Raw genomic sequence first — 22,429 nt, 5'->3', positions numbered from 1 at the left:
CGGCCCAGGGTAGGGCGCACCCGACGCCCATGTCTTGAAATCTGCCACCATGGAGCGACTGCGGGCACAGAAGGGTCAGAGCGCCTCTCCGCGGCTGCGGGCGTTGGCGTGCGCGGTCGCCGCGCTCAGCCGCTCGGCCGCGGTGGCACTGCGCAGCGCGCGCGGCTCGGCGTCCCATTCCCGCCCGCCGCCGTACGGTCTCAGCTGCACGTACGGCCCTTCGTGCCCCATGACGATGCCGACCCTGCCGGTGTGGGTGTCCATCACATGGCTGCCGACGGCAGGCTTCACCGCGCCACCCCCGTCAGCACCGCCACGAGCAGAACGACTCCCGCTTTTTCGAGTGCCGACCGCAATTCCTTCAACGTCTCCTCCGCCTCTTCGACACACAGCATCGCGTGAGTGGTACGTCGCGCCTTCACCCTGCTCCCCTTCTCCTGCGGATTTCACGCTTCGTGCACCCATCGTGACGCTCCGCCTCTACACTCGGCAGCGGTCTGCGCCCTACAAGTGCATGGCCGAACAAGGGGGTTGGCTATGGCCAGCGGTTCACGGCAGGCGGTCTGGGAGTTCTTCGGCACGGAGCTGAAGAGGCGCCGGGAAGACGCGGGAATCACCCAGGTGGAACTGGGGGCGCGGGTCTTCGTCTCCGGCGCTTACATCGGACAGTTCGAGCAGGCGATTCGAAAACCCCAGCTGGATATCGCCCAGCGGATCGACGAAGTCCTGCAAACCGGCGGCATTTTCGAGCGCCTGTGCCGGAAGCTGATTGACGACCGGCGGTACGCGGAGTACTTCGCGGAGGTCGTGGAGCTGGAGCGGGTCGCCACGAGCATCAGCGATTGGGCGCCGGCTGTGGTGCCGGGCCTCCTCCAGACCCCTGATTACGCCCGTGCGGTGTACCTGGCGAGCAATCCCCTGGCGACGGACGATTACATCGAGGAGATGGTCAGTCTCCGTCTGGAACGCGCGAACTTCTCAAAGACGCTACACGCCCGGTGTATTGGGTGCTGATGCACGAGACAGCCCTGCGGATCCCGGTGGGATCACCGTCGGTGATGGCCAGGCAGCTCGACCACATCGCAGCCACGGTCCGTGAGCGCCAGGCGCTCGTGCAGGTGCTGCCGTTCTCGGCAGGTGCGCACCCCCAGATGGGCAAGATGATGACACTGATGACGTTCGGCGGCGAAGGATTACAGACGATGCGCAGGTACGACCTGACGAACGCCCGCTGGCGCAAAAGTACTTACAGCGGTGGCAGCGGCGGCGAATCGTGCGTCGAGGTCGGCTACGACTTCCCCGGCGCCGCCTGGCGCAAGAGCACCTACAGCGGCGGCAGCGGCGGTGAGGATTGCCTCGAGGTCGCCGACGGCGTCCCCGGGGTCGTGCCCGTCCGGGACAGCAAGGTGGCCGACGGTGCCGTGCTGGTGATCGGTGCCGCCGCCTGGACGGAGTTCGTCCGCGCCGTGGGGCGCTAGTACCGCTGGGCCTTGGCGAGGACGGGCGTCAGCCTCGGCTCCGGTGGCTCGTGGCTGAAGGCGATGGGCTGTTCCTTGCCCCCCGGCTTCAGGTGCTCCGCGCCGACGTACCGCGTCTCGACCACCTTGCCGGAGGCGTCCTCGAAGTCGATCTGCACGGCGTAGGACGCTTCGTCACGGGTCTTGTTGGTGATCGTGACCAGGACGGCGAGCACCCCGCCGGTCCGTGCCGTGGGGATGCCGGTCATGCCGACCTCGGAGAGCGCGTTGCCCCGACCCTCGACGTTCTTCAGTTCCTTCTCCGCCGTCGCGCTCCTGCGGTGCGTCTCGGCGTCCACCGACGCCGCGAACTCCGAGGCGCGGGCCGCGGCGGACGACGCCGCCGCGGAGGCCGCGGCGTGGGCGGAGCCGATCGCCGCGGACGCCGCCGACTCCAGCGCCGACGGCGGCTGCCCCGAGAAGGACGAGGCATTCGGCGTAGCGGGTGCGCTGGCCGAGGCCGAGGAGCGTCGGGGCTGACTGCTCTCGTCGGCGCAGGCGGCGAGCCCGGCGGCGAGGAGGAGGCCGCCGAGAGCGCCGCCCAGGGCGATCCGGCGTCCGGCTCTCGGGGAGCCGGTTCGGGTCACGGACATGGGGCCGTCCAAAGGGGTCGGTGATCCTGTTCCCCGTCATCGTCAGGGCCCGGACCGGCGCCCGCACCTCGGCCGTCATTGGTGCGACCTGTGGCGGCTCGGCCATTCGTGTGTGCCGTCTTGACCGCCCCCAGGGGCCCTCCTATGGTCGCGCTACCGACCGGACGTAGGACGTAGGACGTCGTATCTCCCACCCCCTCCCCCCACCGACTTGCTGGAGGACCCGTGCGCGACGACGTGACCCCCGACGTACCGGCACCGCGCCGCCGGTCGTTCCTGAAGTACACCGGTGCGCTGGGCGCGGCCGCCGCCCTCCCGCCCGTGCTGGCGGGCTGCTCCACCGGCCCGGAGTCCACGAACGACACCGGGGACGGCGGCAGCGGCAAGGACCGGACGCTGACCGCCGTGATCGGGTACGGCAACGACGGCAGCTGGGACCCCACGCAGACCGCGTCGGCGTTCGCGATGGCCGCCAACAACCACATCTACGAGGGCCTGCTGGACACCGACCCGATCACCCGGGCGGCGTATCCGGCACTGGGCACCGAGGTGCCGAAGGACCCGGGCGCCACCACCTGGCGGTTCACGCTCCGCTCCGGGGCCACCTTCCACGACGGCAAGCCCGTCACCGCCGACGACGTCGTGTTCGTCTTCGACCGGATCCTGGACCCGAAGACCCAGACCCTCGCCAAGGGGTTCTTCGTCTCCTGGCTGGAGTCCGTACGGAAGGTCGACGCGCGGACCGTCGAGCTGAAGCTGAAGTTCCCGTTCCCGGAAGGCGTCTCCCGGCTCACCCTCGCCAAGATCATGCCGAAGCACGTGTTCTCGAAGCCCGGCGCCTGGGACGACGCCATCAAGGGACTGGCCGTGGGCTCGGGGCCGTACCGGCAAACCGCGCACCACCCGAAGTCGAACACCACCTTCGAGGCGTTCACCGCCTACAACGGCCCGCGCAGGCCCGCCTTCCGGAAGATGAACTGGCTGACCATCGTGGACGCGGCACCGCGCGTCGCCAAGATCTCCGGATCCGGGGCAGGCGCACAGATCGCCGACAACATCCCCTACGCCAACATCCCCCGGCTGGAGCAGGGCGGCCTGGAGGTGGCCGGCGGCGCCGGGATGAACAACCTGTTCCTGATGTTCAACACGCGGCACAAGCCCTTCGACGACGTCCGCGTGCGGCAGGCACTGCACTACGCCATCGACAGCGAGAAGATGGTGCAGGTCGCGCTGAAGGGCCACGGCAAGCCCGCGTCCTCGTTCCTCAACGAGGGCAACCCCTGCTACCGGCGCGCCAAGACCGTCTACGACCACGACCCGGCGAAGGCGAAGGCGCTGCTGAAGGCCGCCGGGGTGAAGAACCTCAGGGTGGAGATCCTCGCGGTCAACGTCAGCTGGATCGTCGACTGCCTGCCGACCATCAAGGCCTCGTGGGACGCGATCGGTGTGCGGACCACCCTGGCGCCGCAGGAGACCACGGCCGTCTTCACCAAGATGGACCAGAAACAGGACTACCAGGTGGTGGCGGCGGCCTCCAACCCCAACCAGTTCGGGCTCGACGCCGACCTGATCATGCACTACAACTACGGTCCGCAGAACCTGTGGATGCAGTACACCCGGTGGGCCGGCGACCCCGTCGCGGGGCAGCTCTTCAAGGACATGGACCGGGCGACCCGGGAGCCGGACCCCGCGAAGAAAAAGGCGATGATCCAGGACTACGTCGACGTCGTCGCCGAGCAGGCCGTGCTCTACCCGGTCGTCCACAACGAGCTGGTGACCGCCTGGGACGCACGCAAGCTCAGCGGGATAAGGGCACAGCCGTACCCCGGTATCAACCTCCTCCAGGCCAAGTGGATCTGACGGCATGACGGCCGTCGCCCGGATCCTGCTCCGCCGCATCGCCCTGCTCGTCCCGCTGCTCCTCGGCATCGTGCTGTTCGTGTTCCTGGTGATGCGGTTCTCGGACGTCGATCCCGCGTCCGCGTTCTTCCAGGGCGCCAACCCGACCCCACAGCAGCTGCACGACTTCCGGGAACGCAACGGACTTCTGGACCCGCTGCCCGTGCGTTACGTCCACTTCGTCGGCGAGCTGCTCCACGGCGACCTCGGCACCAGCGCCCTGACCCGTGCCCCGGTCGTCGACCAGGTCACCACCGCCCTGCCGCTCACCCTCCAGCTGACCTTCCTCGGTCTCACCATCGCGGTCGTGCTGGCCCTCGCGGGCGGGGTAACGGCGGCCGTGTACCGGGACCGGCTGCCGGACCAGGCCATCCGGGTCGTCTCGCTGGTCGGGGTCGCCGCGCCCGGGTTCTGGCTGGCGCTGCTGATGATCCAGTACCTGGCCGTGGACCGCGGCTGGTTCCCGACCGGCGGCTACATCAACCCCGCCGACTCCGTCACCGGCTGGCTGAAGACCATGGCCCTGCCCGCGTTCGCCCTGTCGCTGCCGGTCGCCGCCCAGCTGACCCGGATCGTGCGGACCTCCGTGGTGGAGGAACTGGACAAGGACTACGTCCGCACGGCGATCGGCAGCGGGCTGCCGCCGCGGGTGGTCGTCGGACGGAACGTCCTGCGCAACGCCCTGGTCAACCCGCTGACCGTGCTGGGCCTGCGGGTCGGCTACCTGCTCGGGGGCGCGGTCGTCATCGAGACGATCTTCTCGCTGCCCGGCATGGGCAAGCTGATGATCGACGCCGTGCAGAACGGCGACCCGGCGGTCGTGCAGGGCGTCGTGCTCACCACGGCCACCGGGTTCGTCGTCGTCAACCTCGTCATCGACATCCTGTATCTGCTGGTCAACCCACGACTGAGGGCGGGCTGATGGTCACGCGCGCGAGCCTCACCGAGCGGTTCTCCCGGCCCGGCGTCCGGCTGCGCGGCTGGCGCCGGCTGCCGCTGCCGTCCAAGGTCGCCGTCTGCTTCCTCGCCCTCGTCGTGCTGGTCGCCGTACTCGCCCCCGTGCTGGCCCCGCACGACCCGCTCGACCAGCAGGACCCGGCCGGCGGGACGGGGGCGCCGTCCGCCGCGCACTGGATGGGACAGGACAGCCTGGGCCGCGACATCCTCAGCCGGCTGATGTACGGCGCCCGCTGGTCGCTCGCGATCGGGCTGGGCGCGACCGCACTGGCACTCGTCGTCGGAGCCGTCGTCGGGGCGCTCGCCGCGACCTCCCGCAAGGCCGTGGACGAGACCCTGATGCGCTGCCTGGACGTGGTGATGGCGTTCCCGGGCATCGCGCTCGCCGCCGTGCTGGTCGCCGTGTTCGGCGGCGGGATCGGCGTGCTGATCTGCGCGATCGCCTTCCTGTTCACGCCACCGGTGGCCCGGGTCGTCCGGGCCAACGTGCTGGACCAGTACGGCGAGGACTACGTCACCGCGGAGCGGGTCATCGGCGCCCGCACCCCGCACATCGTGCTGCGGCACGTCGCCGTCAACTGCGCCGCCCCGGTGCTGGTGTTCTGCACGGTCCAGGTCGCCGAGGCCATCGTGTTCGAGGCCTCGCTGTCCTTCATCGGCGCGGGCGTCCGGCCCCCGGACCCGTCCTGGGGCAGTGTCATCGCCGACGGCAAGAACATGGTGCTGACCGGCGGCTGGTGGGCGACCGTCTTCCCCGGGCTGCTGATCCTGCTCACCGTGCTGTCGCTGAACATCCTCTCCGAGGGCGTCTCGGACGCGTGGGCCGCGCCCGCCCCGCGGGAGGTGCGGGCACCGGCGGACCGCCTTCAGACCCCGGAGGCCGGCACCGGCGAGGTGCTGCAGCTGCCCGGGCTCACCGAGGCCGCCCGGCGGCTGCGCTCCCGGGCCCGGCCGCTGCCCGGCCGGGGCGGACAGCCGGTGCTGGCCGTGGAGAACCTCGCCATCGGCTTCCCCGGCCGGCACGGGGGCGTGGACATCGTGGACGGGGTCAGCTTCGAGGTGCACCCCGGTGAGGTGCTCGGCCTGGTGGGCGAGTCGGGCTGCGGCAAGTCACTGACCGCGCTGACCGTCATGGGCCTCCAGCCGAGGGACGCCCGGGTCCGCGGCCAGGTGCGGTTCCACCAGCGGGACCTGCTCGCCGAGCCGATGCGGGTGCGGCGCCGGCTGCTCGGCCACGAGATGGCCATGGTCTACCAGGACGCCCTGTCCTCCCTGAACCCCGCCATGACCATCCGCGCCCAGCTGAAACAGCTCGTCCGGCGCGGTGGCCGCCGCGGCCCGCGGGAACTGCTCTCACTGGTCGGGCTCGACCCCGAACGCACCCTGCGCAGCTATCCGCACGAACTGTCCGGCGGACAGCGACAGCGGGTGCTCATCGCCATGGCCCTCTCCCGCGACCCGAAGCTGATCGTCGCCGACGAGCCGACCACCGCCCTGGACGTCACCGTGCAGGCCCAGGTCATGGAGCTGCTGCTCAGGCTGCGCGCGGAACTCGGCTTCGCGCTGATCCTGGTCTCGCACGACCTGGCACTGGTCGCCGACGTCACCGACCGGGTGGTGGTGATGTACGGCGGGCAGATCATGGAGACCGGGGTGACCGCCGACCTGGTGGCGGCACCGGCCCACCACTACACGCGCGGGCTGCTCGGCAGCGTCCTCTCGCTGGAGTCGGCCGAGGAGCGGATGACACAGATCAAGGGCGTCGTCCCGTCGCCCGCCGACTTCCCCGCGGGCTGCCGGTTCGCCGACCGCTGTCCGCTCGCCACCGAGGTGTGCCACGCGACCGCGCCGGTCCTCACGGGCACCCCCACGCACACGGCCGCCTGCCACCACCCGGCGGTGGAGCCGACGTCCGCGGAGAGCTGGGAGGCCCTGCAGTGACCGCTGTCGTGGAGGTGCGGGACGCGCACGTCGTGCACAAGGCGCGCAGCGGCGGCCTGTTCCGGCGGGACCGGGTGTACGCGCTGACCGGCGCCGACCTCTGCGTGGCGGCCGGCGAGACGGTCGGCGTGGTCGGCGAGTCGGGGTGCGGGAAGTCGACGCTGGCGAAGGTGCTGGTGGGCATCCAGCGGCCGGCCGCCGGGACGGTGGCGTTCGGGGGCCAGGACCTGTGGGCGATGCCGCCCGCCGAACGCCGGGCCGCGGTCGGCGCGGGCACCGGCATGATCTTCCAGGACCCGTCGACCGCCCTGAACCGCCGGCTGACGGTGCGCCGGATCCTGCGCGACCCGCTGGACGTGCACCAGCGTGGCAGCCGGCCCGAACGGGAGGACCGGGTACGGGAGTTGATGGGCCTGGTGGGCCTGCCCCCGGCGCTGGCCGACGCCCTGCCCGGACAGCTCTCCGGCGGCCAGCGGCAGCGCGTCGCCATCGCCCGCGCGCTCGCCCTGGACCCGGCCCTGGTCGTCGCCGACGAGCCGACCAGCGCCCTGGACGTCTCGGTCCGGGCGCAGATCCTGAACCTGCTGCTCGACCTGAAGGAGCGCCTCGGTCTGGCCCTGGTGTTCGTCTCGCACGACATCCAGACCGTGCGGCGGATGAGCGACCGGGTGATCACCATGTACCTCGGCCGGATCGTGGAGGAGACCCCGGCCGGCCGGGTCATCGACGCCGCCCGGCACCCGTACACCCGTGCCCTCTTCTCGGCCACGCCCGGGCTGCTGGACCCCATCGACCCGATCCCCCTGAGCGGGCCGGTGCCCTCGGCGACCCGCCCGCCGAGCGGCTGCCCGTTCCGTACCCGCTGCTGGAAGGCCGACGAGACGTGCGCCCAGGTGATGCCGGGGTTCTCGGCCGCGTCGCAGCCGGGACACCGCTACCGGTGTCACCATCCTGTGGAGGAGGACCAGTCGACGCGAGACCTAGCCCGCCCGGAGCCCTAAATGACCTTCCCCGCCCCCCTCACCGGTGTCGTCCCTCCCGTGTGCACCCCGCTGACGCCGGAGCGGGAGGTGGACGTGCCGTCCCTGCTGCGCCTGGTGGACCATCTGGTCGAGGCGGGGGTGCACGGCCTGTTCCTGCTCGGCTCCACCTCGGAGGCCGCCTTCCTGACGGACTGGCAGCGCACCCGGGTGGTGCGGGCCGTCACCTCGCACGTGGGCGGTCAGCTGCCCGTCCTCGCGGGTGCCATCGACATGACCACCCCGCGCGTCCTGGACCACGTGGTCGCGGTCACCGCGGCCGGCGCGCAGGGCGTCGTCGTCACCGCGCCCTTCTACGCCCGCACCCACCCCTCGGAGATCGTCCACCACTACCGCCGGATCGCCGCCGCCAGCCCGGTCCCGGTGATCGCCTACGACATCCCGGTCGCCGTGCACACCAAACTCCCCGCCGACCTGGTGCTGGGGCTCGCCGGGGACGGTGTACTGGCCGGGATCAAGGACTCCAGCGGCGATCTGGCCGCTTTCCGGGACCTCGTCACCGGCGCCCGGGCCCACCCCGGGTTCAGCGTGCTGACCGGCTCGGAGCTGATCGCCGACTCGGCGCTGGCGCTCGGTGCCGACGGTGCCGTGCCCGGCCTGGCCAACGTCGACCCGCACGGGTACGTCCGCCTCTACCGCCTGTGCCGGGCGGGCGACTGGGAGGCCGCCCGGATCGAACAGGAGCGGCTGTGCACCCTGTTCGGGCTGACCGGTGTCGGGGACCCCGCACGGATGGGCGGCAGCTCGGCGGCGCTGGGCGCGTTCAAGGCGGCGCTGCATCTGCGCGGGATCATCGACTGCCCGGTGACGGCCGAGCCGCAGGTCCCGCTGTCCGGCGAGGAGGTCGAGAAGGTCGGCAAGTTCCTGGCCGGGGCCGGGCTGCTCGGGCCCTGCGAACACGGCCGCTGAGGACGCCACCGGCCCGGCGGCCCCACCCGTGGCGCCGGCCTTCGCCCGTGGCACCGGCCCCCCATGGCGCCGGCCCAGGCCCATGGCACCGGCCCCCCATGGCGTCGGCCCCGCCCATGACCGGCCCCGCCTATGGCGTCGGCGGCAGCGGCAGTCTGCGGAACTCCAGGAACTCGTAGGGACCGCGGGTGCCGGTCTCGTACAGGACGCCGGCCGTGTCCGGGGCGAGCTGGACCAGGTCGGAGTAGGCGGCCGGGCGGTCCGCGAGGGTGAGCAGTCTGCTGAAGGTACGGCCGGCGTCCGCGCTGGACCACAGCGCCAGTGCCCGGCGGGCGGTCGGCACGGAGGGCGCCGAGAACAGCAACGGGGCGCCGGGGCCCCGCAGTTGCAGGACGCTGCCCTGGACCACCGGGACGTCGTTCAGGGCCGGCTGCACGGCGTAGGGCCGTTCGAGGGTACGGCCGCCGTCGCCGGAGTAGGTGTCGAGGCGGTTGCCTGGCGCGGTGCCGTTCTGGTCGCGGGCGCTGAAGTAGACGCGGCCGTCGGGGAGTCGGGCGGCGCTCGTCTCGTTGGTGTTGGTCCTGCCGTCGTAGGTGGTGTCCACGAAGCCCAGGTGCCAGGTGCGGCCGATGTCGTCGCTGTACAGGGCGTGGCCGCCGTAGTACCTGGCCTCCCGGCCGGAGTCGTGGGAGCCGGCGGGCGGGGCCGCGGAGTGGTTGGCGGGGATCAGCAGGCGGGTGCCGAGCAGGCCCCGGGCGAGGGCGACGGCGTGCCCCGGTCCGGTGGCGTACCAGCGCCAGCCCGGCAGGCGCACCTGGGCCGTGATGTCCCGCGGGGGCGAGAAGTGCCGTCCGTCGTCCCAGCTGCGCTGCACGTACACCCGGCGGCCCTGCTCCGGCGTGACCTCGCCGCGCATGATCTGGGCCTCCGTCACGGTTCCGCCGTTGCCGCAGGTCACGAGGACGACGGCGCCGGTGCGCGGATCGACGACGGGGGCCGGGTTGCCCCGGGTGTCGCCCTGTCCGGCGGCCACCACGGTCAGCCGGCCCCAGGTGCAGCCGCCGTCGGTGGAGCGGCGCAGGACGACGTCGATGTCACCGGTGTCGGCGGCGCCGTCGTGCCGGCCCTCGGCGAAGGCGAGGACCGTGCCGTGCCGGGTCTTCACCACGGCCGGGATGCGGAAGGTGGTGTAGCCGCCCTGCCCGGACGCGTAGGGCACGGAGGAGGTGCAGCCCCCGGTCGCCGCGTGCGCGGGCAGCCGGACGGTGAGCGAGGTCAGGAGCACCAGGCTGGTGAGGAGCGAGCGGCTGCGAGGGGTCACGCCCTGATGCTCCCCGCATCGGCGGGGCCGTTCTTACTCCGTCCGGGGGATCTCCCGGACCGCCGGACCCCGGGACGCGGTCAGACCGTTCCCGGTGTCACCAGTCCCGACTCGTACGCCACCACGACCAGTTGTGCCCGGTCCCGCGCCCCCAGCTTCCCCATGATGCGGCTGACGTGGGTCTTCGCGGTCAGCGGACTGAGGCCGAGCGCCTCGCCGACCTCGGTGTTGTTGAGGCCGCGGGCGACCAGGGCGAGCACCTCGCGCTCGCGTTCCGACAGGCACTCCGGCCCGCCCGCCACCGGCACCGGCGGGGTGCGCAGGAAACGCGCGATCAGCCGTGCCGTCGGCCCGGGCGACAGCAGCGACTCACCGGCCGCGACCGTGCGGATGGCGTCCAGGAGTTCGGCCGGCCGGGTGTCCTTGACCAGGAACCCGGAGGCGCCGGCGCGCAGCGCCTCGACGATGTGCTCGTCCGTGTCGTACGTGGTGAGGACGAGGACCCGTACCCCGTCGAGGGCTTCCTCGGCCGCGATCAGCCGGGTCGCCTCGATGCCGTCCAGCTCGGGCATGCGGATGTCCATCACCACCAGGTCGGGGCGTTCGGCGCGGGCCAGCTCCACGGCCTCGCGGCCGGTGCCCGCCTGTCCGACGACCTCCATGTCCCGCGCCGACTCGACGAGCATCGCGAACGCGGCCCGTACCAGCGTCTGGTCGTCGGCGAGCAGCACGCGGATGGTCATCGGGCCCCTTCCCCGGTCGTCAGCGGCAGTGCGGCACGCACCGCGAAGCCGCCCTCCGTGCGCGGCCCGGCGTCGAGTGTGCCACCCACGCTGCGGACCCTCTCGCGCATCCCCACCAGTCCGAATCCCGGGCTGCCGCCCGGGACGGGCCCGGTGCCGTCGTCGGTGACCGACACGTGCAGGGCGCCGTCGGCCTCGTACAGGTCGACACGTACGCCCGGTTCGGGTCCGGCGTGCCGTACCGCGTTGGTCAGCGCCTCCTGGACGATGCGGTAGGCGGCGGCGCCCACCGCGGGCGGGGCCTGCCCGATGCGCAGGGTCTGCTCGACACGGGCGCCGGCGAGGCGCGCGGCCTCCACCAGGTGGGGCAGGCCGTCGAGGCCGGGCAGGGGGCCGCGGGCGTCGCCGTGTTCGTCGGCGCGCAGCACCTCCAGTGTCGTGCGCAGTTCCCCGCGGGCGCTGCGGCAGGTCTCGGCGATGTCGTCGAGCGCCTTGGCGACCGTCTCCCGGTCGAGCCGCTCGGGGTCGGCGGCCAGGACGTGCGCGGCGACCGAGGTCTGCACGCCGATCAGGGTGATGCTGTGGGCGAGCAGGTCGTGCAGGTCGCGGGCGACGCGCAGGCGTTCCTCGGCGACCCGGCGGCGGGCCTCCTCCTCGCGGGTGCGCTCGGCGTGTTCGGCGCGTTCGACGATCCCGGCGACGTACCGCCGGTAGTAGCGGACGTCGACGCCGCCGAACAGCACCGCGATCACCCAGCCGGATATGCGCACCAGTTCCACGGCCTGGCGGGTGTCGACCAGCAGCATCACGCAGACGGCGGCCGTGAGGACCGTGACGCCGGTCAGGATCGTGCGCAGGGGGCGGCCGGTGACGGCGACCGTGTAGAGGGCGGTGACGGCGACCGGCGCCGCCGCGTGGTGGTTGTTGTCGAGGGCGTGGTAGGGCAGGACGAGGGCCACGACCGCGGCGAGCACGAGCAGCGGACGGCGCCGCCGCCAGCCGATCGGCACGTGGGCGGCGGCCAGCAGCGTCCAGCCGAGCGCGTCCGGGCGGCGGCCGGGGTCGGTGAGCAGCGCGAGGCCCACGGCCGCCGTCGCGAGGACGGCGGCCAGGATCGCGTCGTTACGGGTGCCGTGCGGGGCGGTCCGCGGGTCGCGGTTGATCGCGGCCATGATCCGCTCGGGTCTCCTGGTGTGCTGCACGGGGTTCATCCTCCAGCAGGCGTTCGGCGCTTCACACCGGCTCCCGCTGCCGCTGCGGCCGTAGCGGCCGCGGCGCCCGCGACAGCCGCCCCGGCCACCACACCCGGCGCCCCAGCAGCACGCTCGCCGTGGTCACCAGGTACGTCCGCACGAGGAAGGTGTCCAGCAGCACGCCGACCGCGATGACGAACCCGAGCTGGACCAGCGCGACCAGGGGCAGGGTGGCGAGCACGGCGAACGTGGCCGCGAGGACGACGCCGGCCGAGGCGATCACGCCGCCGGTGGTGCGCAGGGCGGTGAGCGCGGCCGTCGTCGGCCCGGCACCGGCGAGTGACTCCTCGCGCATGCGGTGCATCAGGAAGATGCCGTAGTCGACGCCGAGTGCCACCAGGAACACGAAGGACAGCAGCCCGAGCCCCGGGTCGGTGCCGGCGAAGCCGAGCAGGGGCCCGAAGGCCAGTCCCCCGAGGCCGAGCGCCGCGCCCCAGACGGCGACCACGGCGGCGAGCAGCAGCAGCGGCGCGACGAGGCTGCGCAGCAGTCCCACCAGGATCACGAACACGGCGGCGAGCACGAGCGGGACGATGACCCGCTGGTCCCTGGCCTGGCTGTCGGTCAGGTCGAGCTGCTGGGCACTGGGTCCGCCGACGTAGGCGCCGTGGCTGTCGTGGAGGCCGTCGCGCAGGGCCTCGATGGTGCGGGTCTCCCCGGCCGTCTCGGGGGCGGCGGTGGCGTAGACGGAGATCTCGGTCCAGCCGCCCCCGCTGCGGCCGGCCTTCGCCTGTGCCACGCCGTCCGTCGCCCGGGCCTCGGCGAGTACGGCGCCGGCCTGTGCGGTGGGGGCGATGACGGTGACGGGCCGGCTGCTGTGCCCGGGGTAGGCGCGGGCCAGGGTCTGGCCGGCGGTGATCGACTCGGGTTTCTCGGTGAAGGAGTCCTCCTGCCGGAGCGTGCCGGGCAGCGCGAGGGCGCCCAGGGCGAGCGCGCCGAGGAGGACGGCACCGCCGGCCAGGACGGCGGCGGGCCGCCGGGTGGCGGAGCCGCCCATCGCCGCGAACAGGGACCGTCGCGTCCTGGGCTCGCTGCCGAAGGCCGGGACCAGCGGCCAGAACACCCGGCGGCCGAGCAGGACGAGCAGTGCGGGCAGCAGCGTGGTCATCGCGACGAGGGCCGCGAGCACGCCCACGGTGCCGACCGGGCCCATGCCGCTGCTGCTGTTGAGGTCGGCGGCGAGCAGGCAGAGCAGTCCGGCCGCCACGGTGCCGGAGGAGGCGAGGATCGCCGGCCCGCACCCGCGCAGCGCGGCGCGCATGGCGTCGTAGGGCCGCTCGTGGCGCCGTAGCTCCTCGCGGTAGCGGGAGATGAGCAGCAGGGCGTAGTCGGTGCCCGCGCCGAGCACGAGGACGGTCATCACGCCGCCGCTCTGGCCGGTGACGGTGACGTCGAAGGCCTCGTGGAGGCCGTAGGCGGCGGCCATGGCCAGGCCGGCGGCGACCCCGGCGACGGCGAGCGGCACGAGCCACAGGAAGGGGCTGCGGTAGATCAGGACGAGCAGGACGGTGACCACGCCGAGGGTGGTGTAGAGCAGGGTGCCGTCGATGCTGCCGAACACCTTGCCCATGTCGGCGCTGAGCGCCCCGGGGCCGCCGACCTCGACGCTCAGCCCCGCGCCGCCGTCCGCGATGTCCCGGACGCCGTCGACGAACGCGTCCCGCTTGTCGTCGTCCTGGCCGGGCTGTGTGCTGGAGACGGGGTACATGAGGGTGCTGCCGTCGCGGGACGGGACGGCGGCGGGGCTGCCCGTGAGCGGGTACGTCCGCCGGATCTCGGCGATCTGTCCTGCGGCCCTGGCCCGGTCGGCGGCGGTGAGCCCGCCGTCGCGGTGGTACACGAGGACCAGGTCGGTGGCCTGCCCGCCCGGCAGCTCGTCCTGGATGCGGGCGACCCGGGTGGAGTCGGCGCTGTCGGGCAGGTAGTCCACCGACCGGTTCTGCTGGACGTCGCCGAACTTCCCGGCGAACGGCCCGACGAGCAGCAGTGCGGCCACCCACAGCCCGAACACCGCCCAGGGCACGGCCCGCCTGCGCCGTCTGTCTTTCCTCGCGGCCCCCATGGACGAATCTCCCTCCGGTCGGTCGTCTGGTCCGGTTCCAGGCTTCCGGTGCGCGGGGGCGGGTTCGTCGGGCTCGGGGGCGAGTTGGGGGCTACTGCCGGGGGTGACCCGTCCGGGGTGTTACTCCCGCGGGAGTATCAGGAGGGTGTACGCGCCGCCGCCAGCAGCCGGGTCACGTCGTCGGAGCAGATGGTGAGGGCCGCGCCGACGGTCCTGAGGGCGTCGCGTTCGGCGGGGGTGTAGGGGCCGTCGGCGAGGGCGATGCGGGCGGCCTGCAGGAGCAGGGACTCGCGGCCGGCCGGGGCGAGGTGCGGGGCGAGCGGGTCCAGGGCCTCGTGCAGCTCTATGGTCAGGCCGGCGCCGCCCGGCTGCTCGAAGAAGCGGCCGGTGTCCGCGGCGAGCGCCTCGACCAGGGCGGCCAGCTGGTCCTCCGTGCAGTCGGCGAGACCGGCCGCGCGGACCGCGGTGGCGGCCGTCTCCAGGGCTGTGCGGGAGCCGGTGCCGCCCGCGGCGAGGACGGCGAGGGCGACGGTGTGCACGGCGTCCCGGAGCATCGCGGAGAAGCGGCGGGTGGTGGGGTGGTCCAGGACGTCGGTGCCGTAGTGGGAGCGGCAGGCGGCGCACTCCACGACCGGTCCGGTGGTCCCGCGTGCCAGCAGGGGCACGCCCAGCAGGGTGAGCCGGCGGCGCCCGGTGAGCCGCTGGTAGTTGCGGTCTCCGCCGCAGCCGGGGCAGAAGAACTCGCCGTCCCCGACGGGTGTCCACGCGGTGTGGACGCCCAGGATGCGCGCAGCCCTGGCGGCACGGTCGTCTCGTCCCCGTACTGGCAGCACGTCGCACCTCCGTAACCGCACGGCAACATCGCCGCGCTGGCGTGATGTTAGCCACATCCCGGAGGCTGAGTCAGTACCCCGTAAGAGACCTTTCCGTGATCTGCGGGGCACGATGGCCGGAAATAGACAGGTCCTGCCCACCGGTGGACGGTGGGCAGGACCAGTGGACGCCGAGCGCGACGGCCTGCCCGGGGGACGCGGGGAACCGCGCGGCCGCCAGGACGGCGGTGCGGCGGGCGGGCCTCCGGCCGCGTCCCCGGCGGGGCGCTCCGTCAGCGGGTGGCGCGGTTGACCGCCGAGACGACCGCCTTCAGCGACGCACGCGTCGTGTTCGCATCGATGCCGATGCCCCACAGAACCTTGTCGTCGATCGCGCACTCGATGTAGGAGGCCGCCTGTGCGGAGGCGCCCTCGCTCATCGTGTGCTCCTGGTAGTCCAGCAGGCGTACGTCGATGCCGATGGACTGCAGGGCGTCGAAGAAGGCCGAGATCGGACCGTTGCCGGAGCCGGTCAGGACGGTGTCCTCGCCGTCGACGGTGGCCTCGACGGTCAGGGTGTCGATGCCGTCGGTGTCCGTGGTCGACTGGCCGGTCCTGACCTGGATGCGGCCCCAGGGGTTCTCGGGGTTCGGCAGGTACTCGTCCCGGAAGACCGCCCAGATCTCCTTCGGCGTGATCTCGCCGCCCTCGGCGTCGGTCTTCGCCTGGATGAGCTTCGAGAACTCGATCTGCATCCGGCGCGGCAGGTCCAGCTTGTGGTCGTTCTTCAGGACGTAGGAGATGCCGCCCTTGCCGGACTGCGAGTTGACGCGGATGACGGCCTCGTAGGAGCGGCCGACGTCCTTGGGGTCGATCGGCAGGTACGGGACCGCCCACTCGATGTCGTCGACGGTGACGCCCTTGGCCGCGGCGTCGGCCTCCATGGCGTCGAAGCCCTTCTTGATGGCGTCCTGGTGGGAGCCGGAGAAGGACGTGTAGACCAGGTCGCCCACGTACGGGTGGCGCGGGTGGACCTCCATCTGGTTGCAGTACTCCCACGTACGGCGGATCTCGTCGATGTCGGAGAAGTCGATCTGCGGGTCGACGCCCTGCGAGAACAGGTTCATGCCCAGGGTGACCAGGTCGACGTTGCCGGTGCGTTCGCCCTGCCCGAACAGGCAGCCCTCGATGCGGTCGGCGCCGGCCATCAGGGCCAGCTCGGCGGCGGCGACGGCGGTACCGCGGTCGTTGTGCGGGTGGACGGACAGGCAGACGTGCTCGCGGCGGGAGAGGTTGCGGTGCATCCACTCGAAGCGGTCCGCGTGCGTGGACGGCGTCGAACGCTCCACGGTGGCGGGCAGGTTGAGGATGATCTCGCGGCCCGGGCCGGGCTGCCAGACGTCCATGACCGCCTCGCAGACCTCCAGCGCGAAGTCCAGCTCGGTGTCGGTGAAGATCTCCGGGCTGTACTGGTAGCCGAACTCGGTCTCGGGGCCCAGCAGCTTCTCGGCGTACTCCGCCACCAGGCGGGTGCCGTCGACGGCGATCTGCTTGATGTCGTCCTTGGAGCCGCGGAAGACGACCCGGCGGAAGACCGGGGCGGTGGCGTTGTAGAGGTGCACGGTGGCGCGCCTGGCGCCCTTCAGGGACTCCACGGTCCGCTCGATCAGGTCCTCACGGGCCTGGGTCAGTACGGAGATCGTGACGTCGTCCGGGATCGCGCCCTCTTCCTCGATGATCGAGCGCACGAAGTCGAAGTCGGTCTGGCCGGAGGCGGGGAAGCCGACCTCGATCTCCTTGTAGCCCATCTTGACCAGCTGGTCGAACATCCGGCGCTTGCGCTCGGGCGACATCGGGTCGATCAGGGACTGGTTGCCGTCGCGCAGGTCCGTGGAGAGCCAGCGGGGGGCGACGGTGATCCGCCGGTCGGGCCAGGTGCGGTCGGGGATGTCGACCTGCTCGTAACGGCCGTACTTGTGGATCGGCATGGGGCTGGGCTGCTGGCGGTTGGCCATGACGCGTGAGGCTCCTCGAGAGGTCCGGAAGGACGGCCGACGACGCAACGCCGAGCTCCGCGGGGAGGGAGTCGGCCTCGTCTACAGGCCCTCGCCGCGGCAGCTAAGAAGAAGCAGCCAGAAACGCATGATGTTCCGCAGCCTAGCCGAGCCGGTCCGGGTGCGCGGGCCTGTCCCAGTATGCGGGACCGGGGGACGAAAAGGGACAAATAGTGCGCTGCACCACATCGCCCTAGCACAGGGTCACGGAGCGTTGCGTTCCGTGTCCCGGTATTTCACCAATCATGGTGGCAGCTAGTGACACTCGTGTCACACAGTGCAAAGGTGCCGGGCATGACCACCAACGGGGGCTTCGAGCCCGTCTTCTGCACGATCGTGCCGCCGCACGTCCTCGACAAGCTCGCCCGCAACGAGGACCCCGCGCTCTCCGGCCCGGCCCGCCGGTCCCTGGAGCACGACGCCTACCAGCGCACCAAGCGCCGCCTGACCACGGTCATCGGTGCTCCCGCCGTCGCCCCGCCGGCCGGCGCCGCCGCCGACCGGCCGCACCGCACCGTCTACGACGCCGAGCACGCCCAGGACCTGCCCGGCACCAAGGTCCGCGAGGAAGGCTCCGAGGCCGGCTCCGACGCCACCGTCAACCGCGCCTACGCGGGCCTCGGCGCCACCTTCGAGCTGTACCTGAAGGCGTACGGCCGGCACTCCATCGACGACGACGGGCTGCCGCTGGACGCCACCGTGCACTTCGGCGAGGGCTACGACAACGCCTTCTGGAACGGCGAGCAGATGGTGTTCGGGGACGGCGACAACGAGATCTTCCTCGACTTCACCATCCCGGTCGACGTCATCGGGCACGAACTGACCCACGGCGTCACCCAGCACACCGCGAACCTGACCTACTTCGGCCAGCCCGGCGCGCTCAACGAGTCCCTCTCCGACGTCTTCGGCTCGCTGATCAAGCAGTACACGCTCGGCCAGACCGCCGCCGAGGCCGACTGGCTGATCGGCGCCGGGCTCCTCGCCCCGCGGGTCACCGGCACCGCCCTGCGCTCGATGAAGGCTCCGGGCACGGCGTACGACGACGACGTCCTCGGCAAGGACCCGCAGCCGGCGACCATGGACGCCTACGTCCGCACCGGCCGCGACAACGGCGGCGTGCACATCAACTCCGGCATCCCCAACCACGCCTTCTACCTGGCCGCCACGGCCCTCGGCGGCTACGCCTGGGAGAAGGCCGGCCAGATCTGGTACGACGTGCTGACCGGCGGCGACCTGAAGGAGAAGGCCCTGTTCGCCGACTTCGCCACGCTGACCGTGAAGGCGGCCCGGGAGCGGTACGGCGCCGGGGACGAACTCCAGGCCGTGCAGAAGGCGTGGGAACAGGTGGGGGTGCGGACGCTGTAGTTCCGTACTACACAGAGACCCATGCGTATCCGAGTACGGCGCACGGGCGGTTTCGCGGGCATCGAGCGCCGGGCCGAGGTGGACACCTCGGCCCGGCCGGACGCCCACGAGTGGCAGACCCTGGCCGAACGCGCCCTCGCGTCCGGCCGGGACACACCTCCGGCGGGGGTCCCGGACGGCTTCTCCTACGAGATCACCGTGGACGGCCGCACGGTGTACGCGGCGGACCCCCGCCTGACCGAGGAACAGCGGGAGCTGGTGTCACGCGTACTGAAGGAGGGCGCCTAGCGGGCACGGCGCCCGGCGCGCGGCCGGAGTGGGGCGCCTGGCGGGTGGGGAGCCCGGCGCGCGGCCGGAGGCGGGTGCCCGGCGCGCGGCAGGAGGCGGGTTCGCGCGGGCCGCCGGTGATCCTGGACGGTCAGCGCAACTGGCGTTTCACGCACGGGCGTTGACTTATGTTACCGGGGGTACGGATGATCCGGCCATGGCGACTGACGCAGTCAACCCGGTCCCCCGGTTCCCCGCCGGCTTCCTGTGGGGCGTGTCGACCTCGGCCCATCAGATCGAGGGAGCGGCCGAGGAGCGCGAGCCGTCCGTGTGGGACGTGTTCACGGCCGGGCCCGGGCGGGTGAAGGACGGCTCGACGGCGGCCGTGGCCTGCGACCACTACCACCGCTACCCCGAGGACGTGGCGCTCCTCGCCGGCCTCGGCGTGGACGCGTACCGGTTCTCGGTCTCCTGGCCCCGGGTGAACTCCCCCGGCGGCCTCGATTTCTACGACCGGCTGGTCGACGAGCTGTGCGCGGCGGGCGTACGGCCGGTGCCGACCCTCTTCCACTGGGACCTGCCCGCCTCGCTGGACTGGCTGGAACGCGACACGGCGGCCCGGTTCGCCGACTACGTGTCCGTGGTCGCCGAGCGGCTCGGCGACCGGGTGCGGAAGTGGATCACCCTCAACGAACCCGCCGAACACACCCTGCTGGGCCACGCGCTGGGCGCCCACGCCCCCGGCCGGCAACTGCTCTTCGACGCGCTCCCGGTCGCCCACCACCAGTTGCTGGCCCACGGCCTGGCCGTACGGGCGCTGCGCGCGGCCGGTGCGGGCGACATCGGCATCGCCAACTCGCACGGCCCGACCTGGCCCGCCTCGCGGGAACAGGCGGACCTGGAGGCGGCCGGCTTCTACGACGTCCTGCTCAACCGGCTGTTCGCCGAGCCGGTCATCCTCGGCGAGTACCCGGAGGGCATGGGCGACTTGATGCCGGGCGACGTGCGGGAGGACCTCGAGGTCATCTCCGAGCCGGTCGACTGGTACGGCATCAACTACTACGCCCCGACCCGCGTGGGCGCTCCCGGCGGCGGTGACGCCGAGTACGGGGGCCTGCCACTCCCCGCGGAACTCCCCTTCTCGCTGCGGGAGATCGAGGACCGGCCGGTGACCGACTTCGGCTGGCCGGTCGTGCCCGAGGCGCTGACCGAACTGCTCACCGGGTTCCGGGAACGGTACGGCGAGCGGCTCCCGCCGGTCGTCATCACCGAGAACGGCTGCTCCTACGAGGGCATCGACGACCAGGAGCGGATCGCCTACCTCGACGGACACATCCGGGCCCTGCACCGGGCGGTCGAGGCCGGCGTCGACGTACGCGGCTACTTCGTGTGGTCCCTGATGGACAACTTCGAGTGGGCGGAGGGGTACGCCCGCCGGTTCGGCCTGGTGCACGTCGATTTCGAGACGCTGGAGCGCACCCCTAAGGCCTCCTACCACTGGTTCAGGGACCTCCTGCGGGACCGCAGATGACCACCGCCCGCGCCTCGGCCGCCCTCGCCGAACCCGTCGACCCCGTCGGCCGGGGCTGGACGGCGGCTCTGGCACTGGCCAACGGGGCCGTCTGGGTGGGCTGGTTCGGCCCGCTGCAGATCCTGCTCGCCGCCCAGGCGAAGGACTTCGCACCCGGCGCCGGGATGCCGAAGGAGACACTGCTGGCGTGGGTGACCGGCGCCGGCGCCGTGGTGTCGCTGCTCGCGAACCCGCTCTTCGGCGCCCTGTCGGACCGGACCACCGCCCGCCGGGGCCGCCGTACCCCGTGGATCGTGGCCGGGACGGCGGGCGGTGCGCTGTCACTGCTGCTGCTCGCGGGCGCCGGCGGCCCGTGGACGATGACAGCGGGCTGGTGCCTGGTGCAGCTCACGCTGAACGCGGCCTTCGCCGCGGTCACCGCGGCCGTGCCGGACCGGGTGCCGCGGCTCCAGCGCGGCAGGGTGGGCGGCTGGCTGGGCGCGGCGCAGATCCTGGGCGTGGTCGGAGGCACGGGGCTGGCCACGCTCGCCGGCGGGACCCGTGCCGGGTACACGGCGTGCGCGGTGTTCACGGTGGCGGGCGTGCTGCCGTACGTCCTGCGGTACGCGGATCTGCCGCTGGCCCGGGCGGACCGGCCGGCCTGGTCCTGGCGGGGGTTCCTCGCCGGGTTCCGGCTCAGCCCGCGCCGCCACCCCGACCTGGCCTGGGCCTGGCTGACCCGGTTCCTCATCAACCTCGGCAACTCCCTGGTCCTGCTGTACCTCCTCTACTACCTGCGCGACCGCCTGCACCGAGCCGACCCCGAGCAAGGCGTCCTGGTCCTCACCGCGGTCAACGGCGTGACGCTGATGGCGACGGTGTTGGCGGGCGGGATCTGGTCGGACCGGGTGGGCCGGCGCAAGCCGTTCGTCGTCTGGTCGGGCGTGCTGATGGCCGTGGCGACGGCGGCCCTGGCCGGCTGGCAGACCTGGCCGGGCGCGATCGTGGCGTCGGCCGTGCTCGGGGTCGGCTTCGGTGTCTTCACGTCCGTCGACTTCGCGCTGATGACGGACGTCCTGCCGACGGCGCTGGACCGGGGCAAGGACCTCGGCATGATCAACATCGCCAACGCCCTCCCCCAGGTCGCCGCCCCCGCCCTGGCCGCGCCGGTCGTCACCCACCTCGGCGGCTACCGCGTGCTGTACCTGGTGGCGGCGCTGACCGGGCTGGGCGGGGCGGTGCTCGTGGGCAGGATCAGAGGGGTCGAATAGCTCAGAGCGCCCCGGCGTCGCGGGCCGCCCAGAGGGTCGGGTACAGCGGCCGGTAGCCCAGTTCGCGGCGGATGCGGTCGGTGGAGGCGATGCCGTACCAGGGGTCGTCGTCGGGCCCGTCCGCCGGCGGCTCCACGCCGAGGAGCCGGTGGATCTCCAGCACCGTGACCGGGGCGTCGTCGGCGATGTTGTAGATCCTGCCGCCGGCGCCGGGGGCGTGCAGCAGGCGCAGCAGGCCCTGGGCGACGTCGGCGACGTGCACCAGGTGGTGCCGCTTGGTGGCCGGCTGCCGCGCGGTCCAGCGGGTGATGCCCGGCAGGTGCGGATCGCCCTCGCCGTAGACGAAGCCGAGACGGCCCACCCGCACGTCGAGGCCGTCCAGCGCGAGCAGCCCGCGCTCGGCCTCCTCCTTGGACTCCGGGTACGTCATCCACATCGGGCCGCCCGGCACGGTCGGATCGTCCTCGACGTGCGGCCGTCCGCGGCCGAGGCCGTACACCAGGATGGTGCTGGCCTGTACGAACCGGCGTACCCCGCAGGCGAGGGCGGCGCGGCCCAGCTCGAGTGCGGCGTCCCGGTTGACGGCCCGCATCTCCTCGTCGGGCACGCCCCGGAAGGAGGCCGCGATGTTGACGACGGCGTCCGCTCCGGTCAGCGCCTTGCCGAGGACGTCGGCGTCGCGCAGATCGCCGACGACGACCTCGGCGCCGCGCTCGGCGAGGGCGGCGGCCCGGGACTCGTCCCGGACGATCACCCGTACGCGCTCGCCGGGCCGGGCCTGCCCGAGCAGCCGGGGGACGAAACCCCGCCCCACCTGTCCGGTGGCGCCGGTGACCAGGGTCAGCATGATGGTGTTCCTCTCGGTCGGACCTCGCTTCGGTGCTCCAGCCTCGGCCGCCGACGGGCACGACGGGA

The 22,429-nt window shown here is 72.6% G+C and carries 19 protein-coding genes and 1 pseudogene; 11 read left to right on the top strand and 9 right to left on the bottom strand.

Annotated features, from left to right (window positions below; translation table 11 throughout):
* Positions 1-75 precede the first annotated feature (75 nt).
* Entirely contained in the window at positions 76-291 is a 216-nt protein-coding gene (locus JK359_RS02375; protein WP_201831043.1) for a hypothetical protein, read from the bottom strand.
* 246 nt (positions 292-537) lie between these two features.
* Here JK359_RS02375 and JK359_RS02370 point away from each other — a divergent pair.
* Positions 538-1,181, top strand: a pseudogene (locus JK359_RS02370) (helix-turn-helix domain-containing protein); the annotation flags it as partial.
* A gap of 21 nt (positions 1,182-1,202) precedes the next feature.
* Entirely contained in the window at positions 1,203-1,478 is a 276-nt protein-coding gene (locus tag JK359_RS02365) for a DUF397 domain-containing protein (RefSeq protein WP_201831672.1), read from the top strand.
* On the opposite strand, the gene JK359_RS02360 is transcribed toward JK359_RS02365, so the two are convergent.
* Complete coding sequence (locus tag JK359_RS02360; RefSeq protein ID WP_201831042.1) at positions 1,475-2,110, bottom strand: hypothetical protein; 636 nt, start codon at positions 2,108-2,110, stop codon at positions 1,475-1,477. The genes JK359_RS02365 and JK359_RS02360 overlap by 4 nt on opposite strands.
* 225 nt (positions 2,111-2,335) lie before the next feature.
* On the opposite strand from JK359_RS02360, the gene JK359_RS02355 reads away from it, so the two are divergent.
* Genes JK359_RS02355 through JK359_RS02335 form a run of 5 tightly spaced genes read left to right on the top strand, consistent with a single transcriptional unit; the run spans position 2,336 to position 8,856 of the window.
* Positions 2,336-3,970: an ABC transporter substrate-binding protein gene (locus JK359_RS02355; RefSeq protein WP_201831041.1), complete on the top strand. Its 1,635-nt coding sequence runs from the start codon at positions 2,336-2,338 to the stop codon at positions 3,968-3,970.
* 4 nt (positions 3,971-3,974) lie between these two features.
* Positions 3,975-4,931 (top strand): ABC transporter permease, encoded by a 957-nt coding sequence (locus tag JK359_RS02350; RefSeq protein WP_201831040.1) that lies wholly within the window; start codon positions 3,975-3,977, stop codon positions 4,929-4,931.
* Positions 4,931-6,907 carry a dipeptide/oligopeptide/nickel ABC transporter permease/ATP-binding protein gene (locus JK359_RS02345; RefSeq protein ID WP_201831039.1) on the top strand — a complete coding sequence of 659 codons (1,977 nt, stop codon included), beginning with the start codon at positions 4,931-4,933 and terminating at the stop codon, positions 6,905-6,907. The genes JK359_RS02350 and JK359_RS02345 overlap by 1 nt, the downstream gene beginning before the upstream one ends.
* A complete protein-coding gene (locus tag JK359_RS02340; protein WP_201831038.1) occupies positions 6,904-7,908 on the top strand; it encodes an oligopeptide/dipeptide ABC transporter ATP-binding protein in 1,005 nt (334 codons plus the stop codon). Before JK359_RS02345 ends, JK359_RS02340 begins: the two co-directional genes overlap by 4 nt.
* Positions 7,909-8,856, top strand: coding sequence for a dihydrodipicolinate synthase family protein (locus JK359_RS02335; protein ID WP_201831036.1), 948 nt, complete (start codon positions 7,909-7,911; stop codon positions 8,854-8,856).
* Positions 8,857-8,986: 130 nt separating this feature from the next.
* Here the strand turns inward: JK359_RS02335 and JK359_RS02330 are convergent, their stop codons facing one another.
* From JK359_RS02330 to leuA, 6 genes are all read right to left on the bottom strand, one after another.
* The gene (locus tag JK359_RS02330) at positions 8,987-10,177 is read right to left on the bottom strand and encodes a sialidase family protein (RefSeq protein ID WP_201831034.1); all 1,191 of its coding nucleotides are present in this window, start codon (positions 10,175-10,177) and stop codon (positions 8,987-8,989) included.
* A gap of 80 nt (positions 10,178-10,257) precedes the next feature.
* Complete coding sequence (locus tag JK359_RS02325; protein ID WP_201831032.1) at positions 10,258-10,920, bottom strand: response regulator; 663 nt, start codon at positions 10,918-10,920, stop codon at positions 10,258-10,260.
* Positions 10,917-12,131 carry a sensor histidine kinase gene (locus JK359_RS02320; protein WP_201831030.1) on the bottom strand — a complete coding sequence of 405 codons (1,215 nt, stop codon included), beginning with the start codon at positions 12,129-12,131 and terminating at the stop codon, positions 10,917-10,919. The genes JK359_RS02325 and JK359_RS02320 overlap by 4 nt, the downstream gene beginning before the upstream one ends.
* Before the next feature lie 22 nt (positions 12,132-12,153).
* Positions 12,154-14,235, bottom strand: coding sequence for an MMPL family transporter (locus tag JK359_RS02315; RefSeq protein WP_201831029.1), 2,082 nt, complete (start codon positions 14,233-14,235; stop codon positions 12,154-12,156).
* Between the two features lie 137 nt (positions 14,236-14,372).
* Entirely contained in the window at positions 14,373-15,068 is a 696-nt protein-coding gene (locus tag JK359_RS02310; RefSeq protein ID WP_201831024.1) for a TerB family tellurite resistance protein, read from the bottom strand.
* 272 nt (positions 15,069-15,340) lie between these two features.
* Complete coding sequence (gene leuA, locus JK359_RS02305) at positions 15,341-17,062, bottom strand: 2-isopropylmalate synthase (RefSeq protein ID WP_201831016.1); 1,722 nt, start codon at positions 17,060-17,062, stop codon at positions 15,341-15,343.
* Positions 17,063-17,395: 333 nt separating this feature from the next.
* Between leuA and JK359_RS02300 the strand changes: the two genes are divergently transcribed.
* From JK359_RS02300 to JK359_RS02285, 4 genes are all read left to right on the top strand, one after another.
* On the top strand, positions 17,396-18,466 hold the full coding sequence (locus JK359_RS02300) for a M4 family metallopeptidase (protein ID WP_201831014.1): 1,071 nt from the start codon (positions 17,396-17,398) through the stop codon (positions 18,464-18,466).
* 21 nt (positions 18,467-18,487) lie between these two features.
* Positions 18,488-18,754, top strand: a complete 267-nt coding sequence (locus JK359_RS02295; protein WP_201831006.1) for a protealysin inhibitor emfourin — start codon at positions 18,488-18,490, stop codon at positions 18,752-18,754.
* A 196-nt stretch (positions 18,755-18,950) separates the two neighbouring features.
* A complete protein-coding gene (locus JK359_RS02290; RefSeq protein WP_201831004.1) occupies positions 18,951-20,264 on the top strand; it encodes a GH1 family beta-glucosidase in 1,314 nt (437 codons plus the stop codon).
* Positions 20,261-21,514: an MFS transporter gene (locus JK359_RS02285; RefSeq protein ID WP_201831003.1), complete on the top strand. Its 1,254-nt coding sequence runs from the start codon at positions 20,261-20,263 to the stop codon at positions 21,512-21,514. The genes JK359_RS02290 and JK359_RS02285 overlap by 4 nt, the downstream gene beginning before the upstream one ends.
* Position 21,515: 1 nt before the next feature.
* Here the strand turns inward: JK359_RS02285 and JK359_RS02280 are convergent, their stop codons facing one another.
* A complete protein-coding gene (locus JK359_RS02280) occupies positions 21,516-22,361 on the bottom strand; it encodes an NAD-dependent epimerase/dehydratase family protein (protein ID WP_201831002.1) in 846 nt (281 codons plus the stop codon).
* Positions 22,362-22,429 lie beyond the last annotated feature (68 nt).

The sequence above is a fragment of the Streptomyces actinomycinicus genome, from assembly GCF_016741775.1.
GTDB classification, from domain to species: Bacteria; Actinomycetota; Actinomycetes; order Streptomycetales; family Streptomycetaceae; genus Streptomyces; species Streptomyces actinomycinicus.
The sequence above is the reverse complement of the archived record's forward strand: the minus strand, read 5'-3'. Positions and strand labels throughout refer to the sequence as shown.